Source organism: Lactobacillus sp. ESL0679, assembly GCF_029433515.1.
Classification (GTDB): Bacteria; Bacillota; Bacilli; order Lactobacillales; family Lactobacillaceae; genus Lactobacillus.
Genome location: NZ_JAQTIG010000003.1, coordinates 1 through 15,345 on the forward strand (window position 1 = coordinate 1; position 15,345 = coordinate 15,345).

The window sequence follows — 15,345 nt, forward strand, 5'->3', positions numbered from 1 at the left end:
ACACAGTAGTTAAGCTTCTTCACGCCGAGAGTAGTTGGTGGGAGACTGCCTGCGAGGGTAGGACGCTGCCGTGCTTTTTTAATATTCCGGCTTAGCTCAGTTGGTAGAGCGCTTGACTGTTAATCAAGATGTCGTCAGTTCGAGTCTGACAGCCGGAGCAAAGTGAGAGAAAGAGGACCTGGGGGGTCCTCTTTTTTTGTGTTATTTTTATCTAATAATTGGTTGAATTTGTAATTCTTGAAACTTGGTAATTAAATTACTTAGGCTAGGACTTAGAACCTGGCCATGTTTTACAGCAATGAAATACTTTATTTCAATCAATTGTGGATCTAATGGTAAAAGGTTAATTGGCGTCTGCGCCATTCGCTTAATAATACTGGCAGCAGAAATTGTTAGACCGACACCTTTAATTGCCAAATTAGTAGCGGTGATAATGCTGTTACTTTCTAAAATAATGTTAGGTTTAATATGAAACTTTTGAAAAGCACCGTCAACTTGATGTCTGATTGCAGAATTAGTTGAACTGACTACAAAAGGTTCTTTGAGCAGATCAGTAATTTGATATTCTGTTGGACTTAAAATAAATTTACCTTTTTTGAAGTAAGGTGAAGAAGGTGGAATAATAACAAAATACTTTTCACTACCGTTGACATAAAAGTCTAATCCATGATTAAGTGATTCGGGTGTTTGCCCAATATAGCAGTCAATTTGTTCGTGTAATAGTTGGGCCTCATTCTTTCGGGGAAAGGACTCAAACAGTTGTACTTTGACATTAGTATTATCAATTAGAAAGTTGGGCAATAATTCAGGTAGTAAAAATGTCCCCAAGCTTTCTAAAATACCAATACGAATAATTTCTTTATCTGGATGGACGTAAGGTGTTAGCTTTTGAGTCAAGTTTTGCTTGTTATGAATTGTTGTTTCTAAGTATTTATAGTAAATAAGCCCTGCTTCAGTCAGCGTAAAGGGAATATTATTACGATTAATAATAGGAGTTCCTAGTTGCTGCTCAATACGCTTAATTAACTGCGTTAGATAGGGCTGGGAAATATATAATTCGTGTGCGGCTCGGGTAAAATTGCTTTCTTTGAGCAAAGCATCAAGATAGTGCAATAAAATTTCTGGATTTTTCATTAAGTTTCTCCAATAACAAAAGTGTTATAACTTACTTGTCATAAAAGTATTTTACGATTTAGGCAAATATTAGTAAACTTTATTTATTAAATGTTGCAGAAGGGAAGCAAAAATAATGAAACCAGGTACATATAATGTAAAAGCAAAAGGTCACGGCGCTAGCTTCATGCCAATGAAAGTGACCCTTTCTGAAGATAAGATAGCTGATATTACAATTGATTCCAGTGGTGAAACTAAGGGTGTCGCTGACAAAGTTTTCGAGCGTTTACCAAAGCAAATCATTAATAATCAAACTTTAAATGTTGATGCTGTCAGTGGTGCAACGATTTCAAGTAAAGGTGTGGTTGATGGGATTGCTGAAGCAATTACCGAAGCCGGTGGCGATGCTCAAGAATGGCAAAACCGCGCTAAGCCAAGCGTTGATGACAGTGAGGATGCTGAATATACAACTGATGTTGTTGTAATTGGTGCTGGTGGTGCTGGACTTGCCGCAGCTGCAAAAACAATTCAAAATGGCAAAAAGGTTATTGTTTTAGAAAAGTATCCGCAAATCGGTGGTAACACTACTCGTGCTGGTGGCCCATTAAACGCCGCAGAACCTGACTGGCAAAAGCAGTTTAAGGCTCTTCCAGGTGAAAAAGAAAGCTTGATTAAGTTGGCAGAAACCCCAATTGATGAGATTGATCCCGAATTCCAAGCAGATTTTGAAAAATTGCAGAAGCAAATTAAGGCTTATGTAGAATCTGGCGACGACTACCTCTTTGACTCAGTCCTATTACATGAAATTCAAACTTATTTGGGTGGTAAGCGGACAGATTTGAATGGTAATGAAATCCACGGAAATTATGCCTTAGTAACCAAATTAGTTAATAATGTTTTGGATTCTGTTAAGTGGCTAACAGATTTGGGTGTTAAATTTGATCGTAGCGATGTTACAATGCCAGTTGGTGCATTATGGCGCAGAGGTCATAAGCCGGTTGAACCAATGGGTTATGCTTTTATCCACGTCTTGGGTGACTGGACTAAGGCTCATGGTGCAACAATTTTAACCGAAACAAGAGCCAAACATTTGATCATTACTGACGGCCAAGTTACAGGCGTAATTGCTGAAACCGGCAGCGGCAGCAAGGTAACAATTCACGCGCAAAAAGTCATTTTAACTTCCGGTGGTTTTGGTGCAAACACACCAATGGTGCAAAAATACAATACATACTGGAAACATATTGATGATGATATTGCTACAACTAACTCACCAGCAATTACTGGTGACGGGATTGCACTTGGTCAAGAAGCAGGTGCTAAGTTAGTCGGTATGGGCTTTATCCAATTAATGCCAGTTTCAGATCCAAAAACTGGTGAATTGTTTACCGGTTTGCAAACACCGCCAGAAAACTTTATCATGGTTAACCAAAAGGGTGAGCGTTTTGTTAATGAATTTGCGGAACGTGATACCTTGGCTCAAGCCGCAATTGCCAATGGTGGCTTGTTCTATCTGATTGCTGATGAAAAGATTAAGGCAACTGCTTACAACACAACCCAAGAATCGATTGATGCGCAAGTTGAAGCAGGCACGTTGCTTAAGGCCGATACACTTGAAGAATTAGCTGAAAAAGCAGGCATGGATCCAGCCGTCTTAGTATCAACGATTAAGAAATATAATTCTTATGTTGACGCTGGTAAAGATCCTGAATTTGGTAAGAGTGCCTTCCACTTGAAGTGTGAGGTTGCACCATTTTACGCAACACCACGTAAACCAGCAATTCACCATACTATGGGCGGGGTTAGGATTAATCCTAAGGCGCAAGTGCTTGATGAAAATGACCACGTAATTAACGGTTTGTATGCTGCTGGTGAAGTAGCCGGTGGTTTACATGCAGGTAACCGCTTGGGTGGTAACTCCTTGGCTGATATCTTTACTTTTGGTCGCATTGCTGCCGACACTGCTTGTAGTGAACTAAAAGAAACTGATACAGCAACTGGTGCATCAGCACATTAATAATTAGTAAATAAAAAATAATAGCTAACCTTTTTTGGTTAACTATTATTTTTTTGCTTATAAATAGCCGCGCTCAAGCCCGACAAAAATCGTCACAATTAGTAAATCGGCACAGCCGCCTAGACTGTAGTTGTGTTCTAGGCATTCCTGATTGAGCTGTTTTAATTTTTGCTTGCCAGCGTCAGTTGCGTAGCCGCCCAAGGCCAAATACGCAGCTGCTTCTTCGTGCAGCCAATCAATTACTTGAATATTGCCAGCACGCTTAATTAGATTGCTATCGACAGCTCTTGTGGCAATTTTCATTAGTGTATCTAGTAATCTTGCTTGAATGGTGCCAGTACTGTCTTTTAGAAAAGGCAGGGCGATTTCTTCAATAATTGGGTAGCCCTGTTCGGCTTCTGCCCGAGCACCACCATAGCCGTACTCGGCATATTCTTTCTCGCCGGCAGTTTGCGGTGAACAGATGTGGCCTAAATCGTGTTCGACTAGGCCGTGGCACATTGCTTGAATAGTAGTAAAGAGTTCTGTGTGGCGAGTGTGGCAGTAGCTTTCAGCGCAAGTAAAAACCCCTAAAGCAAAGATTGCTCCTTTGTGTGTGTTAACTCCATGAGTCGCTGCAAGCATTGCCTTTTCAGCGGCAAGGCCTTTGCGGCGCAATGCGAAAAACATCTGCGTTAAGTCAGAACCTGTAAAAGTTTGACCAATTTTAACTGCGTCATTAAAGTATTGCGTCAAGCTAAGACTGCTGTCAATAAAAGTATAAATGTTCATATCGGAGTGTGGGCCGGGACTGCCGGGATCAACCAGACCAGGTTTAGGTTCCGTTGTAACCTCATATAATAGTGCCCGCAGCGCATTTTGCGTAATTGAATTTATCATAGATTAGTATCTTACTTATTAAATTATGTTCTAAAATCCGGCTATCTGTAGTATCATAGTCTTTTATGCTATTTATAATTTTTTATAAATTATAAGGTAATTTGAGAATAACATAATTCAAAAAGCGTCTCAAGTTGATAGAGATCATTAAAAATGTCGCAAAACTTAACGAAGTGAATTTACTCGTTGAGAAATATTGATGTCAGTTTAGAAGGAGAAAGAAATGGTTTTAACATGGTGGTCGGCGCTGCTGGGATTGATATTAGCAATTATTTTAATATTAAAAAAATTAAATCCTGTTTATTCGCTAATTTTGGGGGCAATCTTGGCTTGTCTGATAGGTGGGGCTAGTTTAACACAGACGATTAATATTTTGGTTGCTGGCGGTCAAAGCGTTATGGGCACGATCTTACGGGTCCTAGCTGCGGGGATGCTGGCTGGTGTCATGATGGAATCTGGCGCGGCCAATATTATTGCTAAAACAATTGTAAATAAGCTTGGTGACAAGTTAGCAATTTTTGCATTAGCACTTGCTACAATGGTAATTACGGCTGTCGGGGTTTTTATTCCGGTAGCTGTTTTGATAGTTGCTCCAATTGCTTTAGAGGTTGGTCAAAGAATGCATATCTCTAAGTTGGCGCTATTAGTTGCGTTATCTGGTGGGGGCAAGGCCGGAAATATTATTTCGCCTAATCCCAATACAATTGCGGCTGCCAAAGGCTTTAAAGTGACATTAAGTCAGTTGATGATTGCTGATTTTATTCCCGCACTTGTTGCGCTCATAGTGACAGTAATTGTTGTCAGTTTAATTAAAGGTAAAGGGTCAGCTGTTACTGATCAAGATTTGGCAGGGTTGGCTGCTGAGGATAACGCTGACTCTTTACCTTCTCTAGCTTCTGCGCTAGTTACCCCGATTTTGGCGATTTTGTTATTATTAATCAACCCAATCGGGTCGATTTTTAATTTGACCGTTTTAACTAAAATAAATCTGGATGCAATGTATGTTTTGCCAATTGCCAGTATCATTGGTGCACTTGCCATGAAGCAGGGCAAAAAGTTACGCGATTATGCACAAGCTGGGATTGGCCGGATGACCGATGTTGTGTTAATTTTAATTGGGGCGGGTGCAATTGGTGCGACGATAACTAATTCAACCTTACCCAAGTTAATCATTATGTTAATTAAGTCCTCAGGGATTTCAGGTGTCTTTTTAGCTCCAATTTCGGGTATTTTGATGGCAGCTGCGTCGGCCTCGACATCTACTGGTGTCATTTTGGCTACCGGCTCGTTTACTAAGGCGATTTTGGGCTTTGGCATTTCGCCTTTGGCTGGTGCCGCAATGGTACATACGGGTGCGATTGTTATCGACCATTTGCCACAGGGTAATTATTTCCACGTAACAGCTAATGCAATGAACATGGATATCAAAGAACGCTCCAAGGCAATTGCATATGAGACCATTGTCGGCTTAAGTGCAACGATTGTTGCGACTGTTCTGTATGGCTTTATCCATTTAATGTAGTTTTCAGAAAGGAATCTGATTGTGAAAATTGTAATTGCACCAGACTCATTTAAAGGAAGCTTAACGGCTAAAGAAGCGGCTCTTGCAATTAAGCAGGGGATGCAGCCGATTTTACCTCAAGCTGAATATACGCTTGTACCAATGGCTGACGGTGGTGAAGGCACAGTTAGTGCCCTGACAGCTGCGACTAATGGCAAGCTTATTCAAGAAAAAGTAACGGGACCACTGGGACAAAAAGTAACGGCCACCTATGGTATTTTAGGTACGTCTAACACCGCCGTGATTGAAATGGCGGCAGCTAGTGGGATGCAATACGTGACGCAGCAAACGCATAATCCTCTGATTGCAACAGCCTATGGCACGGGAGAATTAATTACTAGTGCCATTAATCAAGGAGTTAGTCAGATTATTCTCGGTATTGGCGGCTCGGCAACTAACGATGGTGGTGCAGGGATGGCCCAAGCACTTGGCTATCAATTACTTGATAACGAGGGTCATGAGCTTGCTTTTGGCGGTGGTGAGCTTGCCAAGTTAGCTAAGATTGATACCAGCAAGGTTGATCCTAGACTCAAACAAGTGAAAATTTTGATTGCTTCTGATGTGACTAACCCGTTAGTCGGACCAGATGGTGCCAGTTATATTTTTGGCCCGCAGAAGGGCGCAACTGCGGAAATGGTGGTTAAGTTAGACCACAATCTTGCTCACTACGCCGACGTAATTCGGCAAGAATTGAACGTTGACGTTAAGAACCTAGCTGGTGCTGGTGCAGCTGGCGGATTAGGTGCTGGCCTGATTGCCTTTACCAATTCGACAATGGCTAAGGGCAGCGACATTGTTATTCGCTTTAGCGGATTAAAGGAAAAGCTGAAGCAGGCAGATATCGTAATTACCGGTGAAGGTGGCATTGACTATCAAACGCAGTTTGGTAAAACGCCGTATGGTGTCGCTCTTGCCGCTAAAGAAGTTGCACCGGATGCACTTGTGCTGGCCCTTGCCGGTAATATTGGTCAAGATGTTAGTGCGTTATATAAAAATGGCGTAATTGATGCGATTTTTGCTACTCCTGTTGGCGCTGAAGCGTTGCCTGAGGCAATTGCTAATGCCGCACACGATGTAGCTGTGACAGCTGAGAATGTCGCACGTTTAATCAAAAATTTAAGCAAATAAAAAAGCAGGTGTCCTTTTGGGACATCTGCTTTTTGATGAGGTAATTAGTCTTCGTAAGTACCAACTTGGTTTAACTTAGCCAAAACGCTCTTGCCGTGAGGTGATTGTGCAATCCCTTCGTCTAAAGCTTGACCAGCTGAAAAGCCGTGGTGTTCACCGTTAGTCCAGTGTGAATTACCGGTTACATCGTAAACCTTACCGTCAATAGCAACGTAAGCTGGATTGCCGTTTTTACCATCGTATTTTGCCAAAGATTCTTTTGTGAACTTCTCCATTGAAGAACACTCCTTCCATATCAATATTATGTTTGTAACTACTATTAGAATAATCTCCCAAAATAAATAAGTCTATTTATATGCTTGCATATTTTTTCACTTGTTGCATTAGCCAATAATGTCTTAAGGGGTAAAAGTGTGGTTTAGCCGACGCTAACAAGCGCTTTCAAAAGAAGTAGAAGCTTGTCTGTAATCCTGTCTTAATATGTGTTGCTGGTCGATATTGACTCCAAGACTGAAATCGAGATAAGCGTCTTTTGTTTGCCAGGGGAAGGCTGATCATTGTTCAATTTGGGTAGGGCTTAAAGCGCAATAAAGGTTTAAAAAAGTAGTATTTGCGTTGATCTGTATCAATTGAAAAAAGCCCAGGCTAACCTGGGCTTTTAACAGCTGAACTACTTACGCAGTTTGTCAATGATATCTTTGATATCGTCAAGCACATCTTGAGCTTTTGCAAACACAAGATACAGCAGAATCAGAACAACTGTATGCTGCACGCTTTTCACCTCCTCACTGGAAGCTGGTTAACTTCCTCAGATGTGCACATTCCGTGCTTTTTCATTTTGCCCAATTGTGGTACACTACGTATGAATCAGAATGATGTGTTTCTACACGTTCACATTATGTGCAACGCAAGTTTGGTCACTTGCAACGCGCGGTGACGACCTCAATTGGTCGTCTTTTTTTATGCAGAAAAGTTAGATATTTTTAAACTTACGTCGTCGTTAATACACAATTCCGGTATTTTATCAGGTAAATTATTCTAAATTCAAAACATCAATTCTGAATAAAAAAATGCTCCACAATTGTGGAGCACTTCTACGTTAGGTTTTAATAAATGATAATATCACCATCAGTTGAAGCCAGCTGCAAGGTGTCATTTGAGGCAATTGTACTGGAAAACTTGTTGCCAATGCTGGACTTGTGATAAATAATTGTCCCGTGCTTGGAAGTGAGATGGTAACTCATGTCATGAGCTAACTGCTTTAGGTACAAGTCGCCCGCAGTTGAACTAACAATATTGTCATTAGTTAACTGGCTGCGACTGATCCTGACATCGCCATTTTTGGAATTAAGCTTTAAAGTTAAATTACACTGGGCAATATTAGAATTACCATTTAATGTTTGCAGAATAAATTGTCCGCACGCGCTGCGTTTGACGGAAATGTCGCTGTTGCGTGACTTTAATGAAATAATAGCAGCTTTCGCCTGTGTCATTCTGACGTCACCATTTTTGGAATTAAGGGTCAAGTCGTTAGCCAGAGTGACATTATTAAATAAAGTATCACCATTATCTTGCTGCAAGGTCATTGTCTGCAAGTTGATGTCTTGGAGGATAACATTGCCATTAGTGCTATAACCACTGATGGTTGTGAGCACTAAGCTACTTGGAACAATAATTTCAACGTGGCTGGTAGCAGTTCGCCAATTAATAACAATTAAGCCCTTATTTTTTGGCGGCTGTTGTTCATCGACGATTAAGGTTTGCCCTTCAGTTTTAACCTCAATCGGTCTACTATTATAATCTGTGATTAAAATTTTGAAACTATTACCGGAATGTATATATAAATCAGCGTTGCTAAGTGTTACTTTAATATTGATAAATTTATCGGGAATAATTGTCCTTTTTCGTGAAGGATTTTTTTCCACGTGAAACCCCCGCACGTAATTGTCACTAGCAGGCTTGGGCGACGTCAGATGAGTAACCTTGGCAATTTCTTGATAATCGCTGCAGACATCGCGAGCTAAGTCTATCGGTTGACCAAGTTCTTTTTCAATTTCTTCTTTTGTTTGAAAGTCACCGTTGATTAAAAAGTCACGGTAAAACGCAAGAACAGCCTGTCGCTGTTCAGGAGATAGGTCTAGTAGTTTACGCGCTAAAATTTTAATATAATCATCAATTATTTGAGCCATGACTATTCTTCCACATTAATTAAGTTTAAATTATTTCTAAATCTATTATATGCTTTTAATTATTAAATAATTGCTTAAACGGCTTTAATTAAAATTTTTTGCCCCAAAAATCTTGCACTTAATTTTTAACGTGGTAGTATTTAGATAAGCATCTAATTAGATATTTATCTAAATAGTTAGGAGAAAATGATCAATGAGTTTTGAAGGTAGCTTTAAGGCACTCTCTGACCCAGTTCGCCGTAAAATCTTGCAGTTATTAAAGAACGGCCGGTTATCAGCTGGAGACATTGCACGGCATTTTAACATGACCAAGGCAACGATTTCATATCATCTCAATATTCTGAAAAAGGCGGATTTGGTTTTTGAAGAGCGAGAGAAAAATTTCATTTATTATTCACTAAATACAACAATTTTAGAGGAAATTATGACGTGGTTAATTGATTTAAAAGGGGGTCATGATGATGAAAAATAATTTGCGCAGAACGTGGCTAATCACTAGTTTGGTAATCTTAGTTTCGCTATTAATCGGGCTACTACTTTGGCCAAAATTGCCCAATGTAATGGCAACACATTTTGGTAATAATAATGAACCTAATGGCTGGATGCCCAAGTGGGTTGTGGTTTTTGGCCTGCCATTAATAATGCTGGGACTGCAATGGTTTGTTTATTTTAGGACTGCTAAGCAAGATATTAATTCCAAACTTGCCAATATTGGTCTATGGCTAGTGCCACTGATTTCAGTTGTTGCTTGCCTTTGCATGTATATTTTTAATTTAGGCTATCATGTCAAGGTAGGGATGATTGTTACTCTACTTGTAGGATTTGTTTTTGTGCTAATCGGCAACTTTTTACCTAAAGCCCAACCAAACAAGGCGATGGGTGTGCGGCTGCCACGGACGCTAGCTAACAGTGAAAACTGGCGCAAGACTAACCGCTTTACTGGTTGGCTTCTTGTCTTGTGCGGCTTAGTCTTAATGGCCCTGTCCTGTTATCAAATTTGGTGGTTGATTATCCCGGTCGCAGCCCTAGTGGTCATCTTGCCGGTAATTTACTCTTATTTATTGGCAAAATAAAAGGGTATCAGGTAAATATTCATGGGAAAACTGCCGTCTTAGCAGACAGAATTTTAGCAGAAGTTAATTTGTAAAAATATTAGATAAAACAAAACAAGTTCCTCAGATATTACTCCGAAGAACTTGTTTTTGGTATAAAAAAAGCACCGCCTACTTGCAGTGCCAATTCTATTATGGTGGGTGGCCAGGGGTTCGAACCCTGGACCCACGGATTAAGAGTCCGTTGCTCTGCCAGCTGAGCTAGCCACCCAAATCATATTATCTGTTGACAATTAAATATATTAGCAATTATTTTTGGTTTTGACAAGAGTTTTGAGCAAAAAAATTTCAAAAAAGATAAAAAACAGCGATTAAATTAATAATCGCTGTTTTATAAGTTATGGGTGGCCAGGGGTTCGAACCCTGGACCCACGGATTAAGAGTCCGTTGCTCTGCCAGCTGAGCTAGCCACCCAAATCGTTATTACATATAACCGACAAAAACTATTATGCTATTATTTTTAGTGAATTGCAAGTTTTTTTATTAAATTTCGGTGACTTTTTTGGCTAATAGGGTAAAAACCAGTATAATAAAAGAAAAGGGGGACTTTCGATGCCAAAGAAGATTCTCGTTGTCGATGACGAAAAACCAATTTCTGATATTATCAAGTTTAATTTAACTAAGGAAGGGTTCGATGTCGACACCGCTTATGATGGCGAAGAAGCCGTCAAGAAAGTTGATGAATACAATCCAGATTTAATGATTTTGGATCTGATGCTGCCTAAGAAGGATGGCTTGGAGGTTGCGCGCGAGGTTAGACAAACGCATGACATGCCAATTATCATGGTGACAGCTAAGGATACCGAGATTGACAAGGTGTTGGGCCTAGAAATGGGTGCTGATGACTATGTTACTAAGCCTTTTTCCAATCGAGAGCTAGTTGCCCGGGTTAAGGCTAATTTGCGGCGCCGTGATATTGTCAAAAAAGTTGAGAGTGCAAATCAAGAGAGAGCAACTAAGAATATTACGATTGGCAACTTGGTAATCATGCCAGATGCCTACATCGTTGAAAAAGACGGTAAAAAGATCGAACTAACCCACCGCGAGTTTGAGCTGCTCTATTATTTAGCCCAGCACATGGGACAAGTAATGACTAGAGAGCACCTGTTACAAACCGTCTGGGGTTATGATTACTTCGGGGATGTGCGGACCGTTGACGTTACGGTTCACCGTCTGCGTGAAAAAATCGAGGATAACCCCGTACAAGCGCAAATTCTGCTGACACGGCGTGGTGTTGGCTATTACGTCAAACAAGCAAATGAAGATTAAACAAAGAAAAAGCCTGCCGGACTATTTTTAGTGCGCGGCTTTTTTACTATCTAATATGAAAAATAATGAAAAAAATCAAGAGTAAGTTAAAATATCTATTTATTTCGATTAATACGACTTTGGCAATTGTCTTTATGGCAATGATTATTGCTATGATTGAAGTTATTGGGGCGTATTTTACTAGGCAATTGGAACAAAACAGTATTGAGAGTTTCCAGTCGTCAATTCAAGTACCGCCGATTGTTACTAATCAGCTGTCATTGCAATTGCTGCGCGATAATAAACGGCCAAGCGCCAGCTTGAACCGGATTGTTAATGATTACAGCAATGGTACTAACACGATTAGTGAGATTATTGTGGTTGATAACAAGGACATTATTCGGGCAGTGTCAAATCTGAATGACAAAAGTCGAATCGGTCAGCGGGTTAACAATCTGCTGGTTAAGCAAGTCACGTCAACAGGCCGTCAGGCAACCAAAGTAATCAATGATAAAGACAATTACATGGTGCAGGTGACGCCGCTAAATGCGGGCAATGGGTCGACCAACACAGTTGGGGCAATTTATGTACGGGCGTCAATGCAGGGGGTATTTAACAATTTGCGTAATATTTCCTTTATGTTCTTGGTGACATCGTTAATTGCCGCGGTGATAGGCGCGATATTGTCGTTAGTTGTTTCGCATGCGATTACCAAGCCAATCGAGGAAATGCAGGGGCAGGCGTTAAATATTGCCGATGGCGATTATTCCAGCCAAGTGAAGATTTATTCTAATGATGAGTTAGGACAATTAGGGCAAGCCTTTAATACTTTGTCCGTGCGCATTGAACGGTCGCAGGAAGAGTCTGAGAGTGAGCAGCGACGGCTGGATAGCGTGTTGTCACACATGAGTGATGGGGTGCTAGCGACCGATCGGCACGGCAACGTTAGTGTTGTTAACCAGATGGCACTCAACTTTTTAAATAAAACTAAGGAAGCAATTATCAACAAGCCGATTGCGGAAGTTCTAGGACTAAAAGAAATCTCACAAGATTTAATGTCGAATCAAAAAGGAATTGTCATTACGCTTAACGAGGGGACGCGTGATGAAGTGATTTTGCATGCCAGCTTTTCACTGATTAAGCGGGTAACGGGCTTTGTGTCTGGGAGTGTTTGCGTGCTGCACGATATTACCGAGCAGCAGAAGAATGAAAACTCGCAAAAGCAGTTTGTATCTAACGTGTCGCATGAATTGCGGACACCGCTGACAAGTCTGCACGCGTATATTGAAACTCTGAATGAAGGTGCATGGAAGGATCCGAACGTGGCCCCGCAATTTTTGCAAGTAACGCAAGAAGAAACTGAACGCATGATTCGCATGATTAACGAGTTGCTTAGTCTGTCACGAATGGACCGTGGTGTGTCCAAGGTTGACGTTGAGTGGGTTAATTTTAACGATTTTGTGGCGCATATTTTGGACAGGTTTGACATAATTGTTAAAACTGATGCCAAAGAAGGCAAGAAGAAGTACACCATCAGGCGCAAATTGGGCACGCAGGCCTTGTGGGTTGAGATTGACACCGATAAGATGGCGCAGGTAATCGATAATATTATGAATAATGCGATTAAGTATTCGCCAGATGGTGGGACAATCACGGTTAAACTGCAGCAGGAACAAAATCGCTTGCTTTTAAGCATAACTGACCAAGGACTTGGGATTCCGCGCGAAGACCTTAATAAAATTTTTGACCGATTTTATCGGGTTGATAAGGCGCGCTCGCGGGCTCAAGGTGGTACAGGCTTGGGATTAGCAATTGCTAAGGAAATTGTAACAGCCCACCGTGGTCAAATTTGGGCTAACAGCAGCGAGGGTAAGGGTTCCACCTTCTACATTGCCTTGCCGTATGAACCAATGAGCGAGGAGGATGATTGGGATGAAATTTAAGTTTAAATTTGGTGATTTCTTCTTGCTGGTCGGTACACTGCTTGTCTTTAGCTTGTCGATTGTGTTGTGGATTTTTATCATGACCAATGATCAGTATTTTAGTCATATTAACCAAACCAGTAGCGTAGCACAGCAGTCGCGTAATCGGCTCAATAATTCGATTTATGACCTGTATATCCCGACTTGTTCTTATGGTTTTAAAAATGGGCAGCTCTACCGGTTGTATGATGCCAAGAAAAATTTGCCGCTTGAGTTTGCTAAGGAATTAAAAGGAATTAAGTTTAAAAATCTAAATGTTGTGAGCACCAGTCGCTCTAAATATGAGCGCATGCTCAACGCCCCTGACTATATTCAGCTAACTTTTCCCGATGAGGTTAGTATCAAACTGTTTACTAAGCAAAATACGCTTGAAAATGGGAAAAAATTCCGCCGAGTTTTTATTTCTAATAGTGATAATCGGCTTTATCTAGGTAATGATGAGACAACGACTGTGTACCGGATTGATTTGGCTCGGGCAAATTTTACCAAACTGCGCAGTTATGCTAGTCATGCACACAGCATGACGCCAGTTAAGCTAGTGCGATTGAAGGACTATTATGAGGTCTTTTATACTAATGCGGAACGCTGGCGGGTGTACAGCTACCTGACTAATAATCAGACGGACTCGTACTTTGTGTCGCGACTGCTGGGGACAACTAATGTGACGGCTCATTCAAGTAAAAAGGGCTGGATAACATATTCGCTTAATTATTACACCAAACTGCGAATCCCTAAGAGTGGCACGAAGAAGCATGACTTACTTTATACCAAATATGAAAAAAGCAAGAATTTAGCGGTGCATGAGCGGTTATTAGATAGTGTTGATTATGTGCACAAGCTGGGGTTGAGCGAGCAAGACTTGCGCTTCTTTGATACCAATGGCATGGCAATCAGTTATACCAATTATATTGAAGGTTTGCCTGTTTTTGCGGAACAGCATACACCGCAGATTAAGACGAGTTTTACACCAGAATCAATGCAGGTGGCGTTTAACAATATTGATTTGCAAATACCAATCCCATTTGACGGGCAAACGCGTAGTCTGCCAAGCACGGATACAGTGCTGCAGGAATTAACTAATCAGGGGCTTAAAAGAGACCAGATTCAGCGAATTATCGTTGGCTTTAGGATGGTTAAGGATAACAGCCACGACCATCTAGCTAATTTGATTCCAACTTATTACGTTAAGGCTTATAATCGCTGGCAAAGCTTAAGTGAATGGCAAAAGCAAGACTTGACGGCTTTAAATAAGGACAACAAGGAAGGAGCGCAATAAAATGGACCGGAAACGAATTGAATGGCTATTTTTTGTTGTTTTCTTATTGATTGACCTTTATCTTGGCATTGAAATCTGGCGCTCACCCATTAATTTAAGCAATACTGGCGACGCACAGTCGACCAGCATTCGCTCCGAAATGCGCGCTGATGGCATTGACCTGCCGCTGCATATTTCGCACAAGCAGCGGTCGGGTTACTACCTTGCCGCAAAAAAGCGCAACTACTTATCTGGGAAGCTTTCTAGCTTGACGGAAGTTAATACTCATTTTTCAAAAAGTGATAATATTTTAACTGGAACGCCCAAAACGCAGGTGACATTAAGCGGCAATCATCGTCAAATCTTGACGCAGCTGAATAATTTTAAGAATGATTCGGAAAATGTTCCGTTTGGTGCTAAGTTTAAGTATGAGCCCAGCATGTCGGGATCGAATACTTACTGCTATGTTCAGAGTACTGACTATGGTCAAGTTTATGCTAGCGATGCTCAATTAATGATTAATGTGCGTAATAATGCGATAACCAATTACACAATTTCTTATATGGGACCGATTAGCGCGGTTCGTGAGCCACAACTGATTATTAGTGCCTGGCATGCAGTTAAGGCGATGTATACTGACCGCGAGATTGTTAATAATTCGCGCGTTATGCAGATTAAGCTGGGCTATTCTAAGTTGACAGAGGTCCGCGGCAGCACAATTTTATTGCCAACATGGTTAATCTGGGTTGAAAATAAAACAACTAAAAATATTACGGTTAAACGAGTAAATGCCTTTACTGCCCAAATTTTGCAGTCAGGCAACTCTTATAGTGTCCAAAAGAATTAGAAAGGAAAAGTTAG

General features: G+C 40.8%; 13 protein-coding genes and 3 tRNA genes. 10 read left to right on the plus strand and 6 right to left on the minus strand.

Annotated features, from left to right (window positions below; genetic code table 11):
- Positions 1 to 85 precede the first annotated feature (85 nt).
- Positions 86 to 158: transfer RNA gene (locus PT287_RS04560), tRNA-Asn, on the plus strand.
- 49 nt (positions 159 to 207) lie between these two features.
- On the opposite strand, the gene PT287_RS04565 is transcribed toward PT287_RS04560, so the two are convergent.
- A complete protein-coding gene (locus PT287_RS04565) occupies positions 208 to 1,134 on the minus strand; it encodes a LysR family transcriptional regulator (protein ID WP_277132986.1) in 927 nt (308 codons plus the stop codon).
- A 115-nt stretch (positions 1,135 to 1,249) separates the two neighbouring features.
- On the opposite strand from PT287_RS04565, the gene PT287_RS04570 reads away from it, so the two are divergent.
- Positions 1,250 to 3,130, plus strand: a complete 1,881-nt coding sequence (locus tag PT287_RS04570) for a flavocytochrome c (RefSeq protein WP_277132988.1) — start codon at positions 1,250 to 1,252, stop codon at positions 3,128 to 3,130.
- Between the two features lie 57 nt (positions 3,131 to 3,187).
- Here PT287_RS04570 and PT287_RS04575 read toward each other — a convergent pair whose 3' ends face one another.
- On the minus strand, positions 3,188 to 4,009 hold the full coding sequence (locus tag PT287_RS04575) for a triphosphoribosyl-dephospho-CoA synthase (RefSeq protein WP_277132990.1): 822 nt from the start codon (positions 4,007 to 4,009) through the stop codon (positions 3,188 to 3,190).
- A 223-nt stretch (positions 4,010 to 4,232) separates the two neighbouring features.
- On the opposite strand from PT287_RS04575, the gene PT287_RS04580 reads away from it, so the two are divergent.
- Both PT287_RS04580 and PT287_RS04585 read left to right on the plus strand, forming a co-directional pair.
- The gene (locus PT287_RS04580; protein ID WP_277132991.1) at positions 4,233 to 5,531 is read left to right on the plus strand and encodes an SLC13 family permease; all 1,299 of its coding nucleotides are present in this window, start codon (positions 4,233 to 4,235) and stop codon (positions 5,529 to 5,531) included.
- A gap of 21 nt (positions 5,532 to 5,552) precedes the next feature.
- Positions 5,553 to 6,698 (plus strand): glycerate kinase, encoded by a 1,146-nt coding sequence (locus PT287_RS04585; protein WP_277132993.1) that lies wholly within the window; start codon positions 5,553 to 5,555, stop codon positions 6,696 to 6,698.
- A 44-nt stretch (positions 6,699 to 6,742) separates the two neighbouring features.
- Here the strand turns inward: PT287_RS04585 and PT287_RS04590 are convergent, their stop codons facing one another.
- Together PT287_RS04590 and PT287_RS04595 are read right to left on the minus strand one after the other, a co-directional pair.
- Positions 6,743 to 6,973 carry a cytochrome b5 domain-containing protein gene (locus PT287_RS04590; protein WP_277132995.1) on the minus strand — a complete coding sequence of 77 codons (231 nt, stop codon included), beginning with the start codon at positions 6,971 to 6,973 and terminating at the stop codon, positions 6,743 to 6,745.
- Between the two features lie 831 nt (positions 6,974 to 7,804).
- Positions 7,805 to 8,887, minus strand: a complete 1,083-nt coding sequence (locus tag PT287_RS04595; RefSeq protein WP_277132997.1) for a DUF4097 family beta strand repeat-containing protein — start codon at positions 8,885 to 8,887, stop codon at positions 7,805 to 7,807.
- 193 nt (positions 8,888 to 9,080) lie between these two features.
- Between PT287_RS04595 and PT287_RS04600 the strand changes: the two genes are divergently transcribed.
- A complete protein-coding gene (locus PT287_RS04600) occupies positions 9,081 to 9,359 on the plus strand; it encodes an autorepressor SdpR family transcription factor (protein WP_277132999.1) in 279 nt (92 codons plus the stop codon).
- Positions 9,346 to 9,960 (plus strand): SdpI family protein, encoded by a 615-nt coding sequence (locus tag PT287_RS04605; protein ID WP_277133000.1) that lies wholly within the window; start codon positions 9,346 to 9,348, stop codon positions 9,958 to 9,960. The genes PT287_RS04600 and PT287_RS04605 overlap by 14 nt, the downstream gene beginning before the upstream one ends.
- A 174-nt stretch (positions 9,961 to 10,134) precedes the next feature.
- Here the strand turns inward: PT287_RS04605 and PT287_RS04610 are convergent.
- Both PT287_RS04610 and PT287_RS04615 read right to left on the minus strand, forming a co-directional pair.
- Positions 10,135 to 10,210, minus strand: a tRNA-Lys gene (locus PT287_RS04610).
- Between the two features lie 130 nt (positions 10,211 to 10,340).
- A tRNA-Lys gene (locus PT287_RS04615) sits at positions 10,341 to 10,413 on the minus strand.
- Positions 10,414 to 10,551: 138 nt separating this feature from the next.
- Here PT287_RS04615 and yycF point away from each other — a divergent pair.
- The 4 genes from yycF (at position 10,552) to PT287_RS04635 (ending at position 15,331) form a co-directional block, all read left to right on the plus strand.
- Entirely contained in the window at positions 10,552 to 11,268 is a 717-nt protein-coding gene (gene yycF / locus PT287_RS04620) for a response regulator YycF (RefSeq protein WP_277133002.1), read from the plus strand.
- Between the two features lie 65 nt (positions 11,269 to 11,333).
- A complete protein-coding gene (gene walK, locus PT287_RS04625; protein ID WP_277133003.1) occupies positions 11,334 to 13,190 on the plus strand; it encodes a cell wall metabolism sensor histidine kinase WalK in 1,857 nt (618 codons plus the stop codon).
- Positions 13,171 to 14,505, plus strand: coding sequence for a hypothetical protein (locus PT287_RS04630; protein WP_277133005.1), 1,335 nt, complete (start codon positions 13,171 to 13,173; stop codon positions 14,503 to 14,505). Before walK ends, PT287_RS04630 begins: the two co-directional genes overlap by 20 nt.
- 1 nt (position 14,506) lies before the next feature.
- Complete coding sequence (locus PT287_RS04635) at positions 14,507 to 15,331, plus strand: two-component system regulatory protein YycI (protein WP_277133007.1); 825 nt, start codon at positions 14,507 to 14,509, stop codon at positions 15,329 to 15,331.
- Positions 15,332 to 15,345 lie beyond the last annotated feature (14 nt).

Excerpts from the sequence above, each read along its gene's own strand:
- PT287_RS04635 (WP_277133007.1), top strand. The coding sequence starts at position 14,507 with ATGGACCGGAAACGAATTGAATGGCTATTTTTTGTTGTTTTCTTATTG.
- PT287_RS04630 (WP_277133005.1), top strand. The coding sequence starts at position 13,171 with ATGATTGGGATGAAATTTAAGTTTAAATTTGGTGATTTCTTCTTGCTG.
- PT287_RS04605 (WP_277133000.1), top strand. The coding sequence starts at position 9,346 with ATGATGAAAAATAATTTGCGCAGAACGTGGCTAATCACTAGTTTGGTA.
- PT287_RS04580 (WP_277132991.1), top strand. The coding sequence starts at position 4,233 with ATGGTTTTAACATGGTGGTCGGCGCTGCTGGGATTGATATTAGCAATT.
- PT287_RS04595 (WP_277132997.1), bottom strand. The coding sequence starts at position 8,887 with ATGGCTCAAATAATTGATGATTATATTAAAATTTTAGCGCGTAAACTA.
- PT287_RS04565 (WP_277132986.1), bottom strand. The coding sequence starts at position 1,134 with ATGAAAAATCCAGAAATTTTATTGCACTATCTTGATGCTTTGCTCAAA.
- PT287_RS04570 (WP_277132988.1), top strand. The coding sequence starts at position 1,250 with ATGAAACCAGGTACATATAATGTAAAAGCAAAAGGTCACGGCGCTAGC.
- yycF (WP_277133002.1), top strand. The coding sequence starts at position 10,552 with ATGCCAAAGAAGATTCTCGTTGTCGATGACGAAAAACCAATTTCTGAT.
- PT287_RS04575 (WP_277132990.1), bottom strand. The coding sequence starts at position 4,009 with ATGATAAATTCAATTACGCAAAATGCGCTGCGGGCACTATTATATGAG.
- walK (WP_277133003.1), top strand. The coding sequence starts at position 11,334 with ATGAAAAAAATCAAGAGTAAGTTAAAATATCTATTTATTTCGATTAAT.
- PT287_RS04600 (WP_277132999.1), top strand. The coding sequence starts at position 9,081 with ATGAGTTTTGAAGGTAGCTTTAAGGCACTCTCTGACCCAGTTCGCCGT.
- PT287_RS04590 (WP_277132995.1), bottom strand. The coding sequence starts at position 6,973 with ATGGAGAAGTTCACAAAAGAATCTTTGGCAAAATACGATGGTAAAAAC.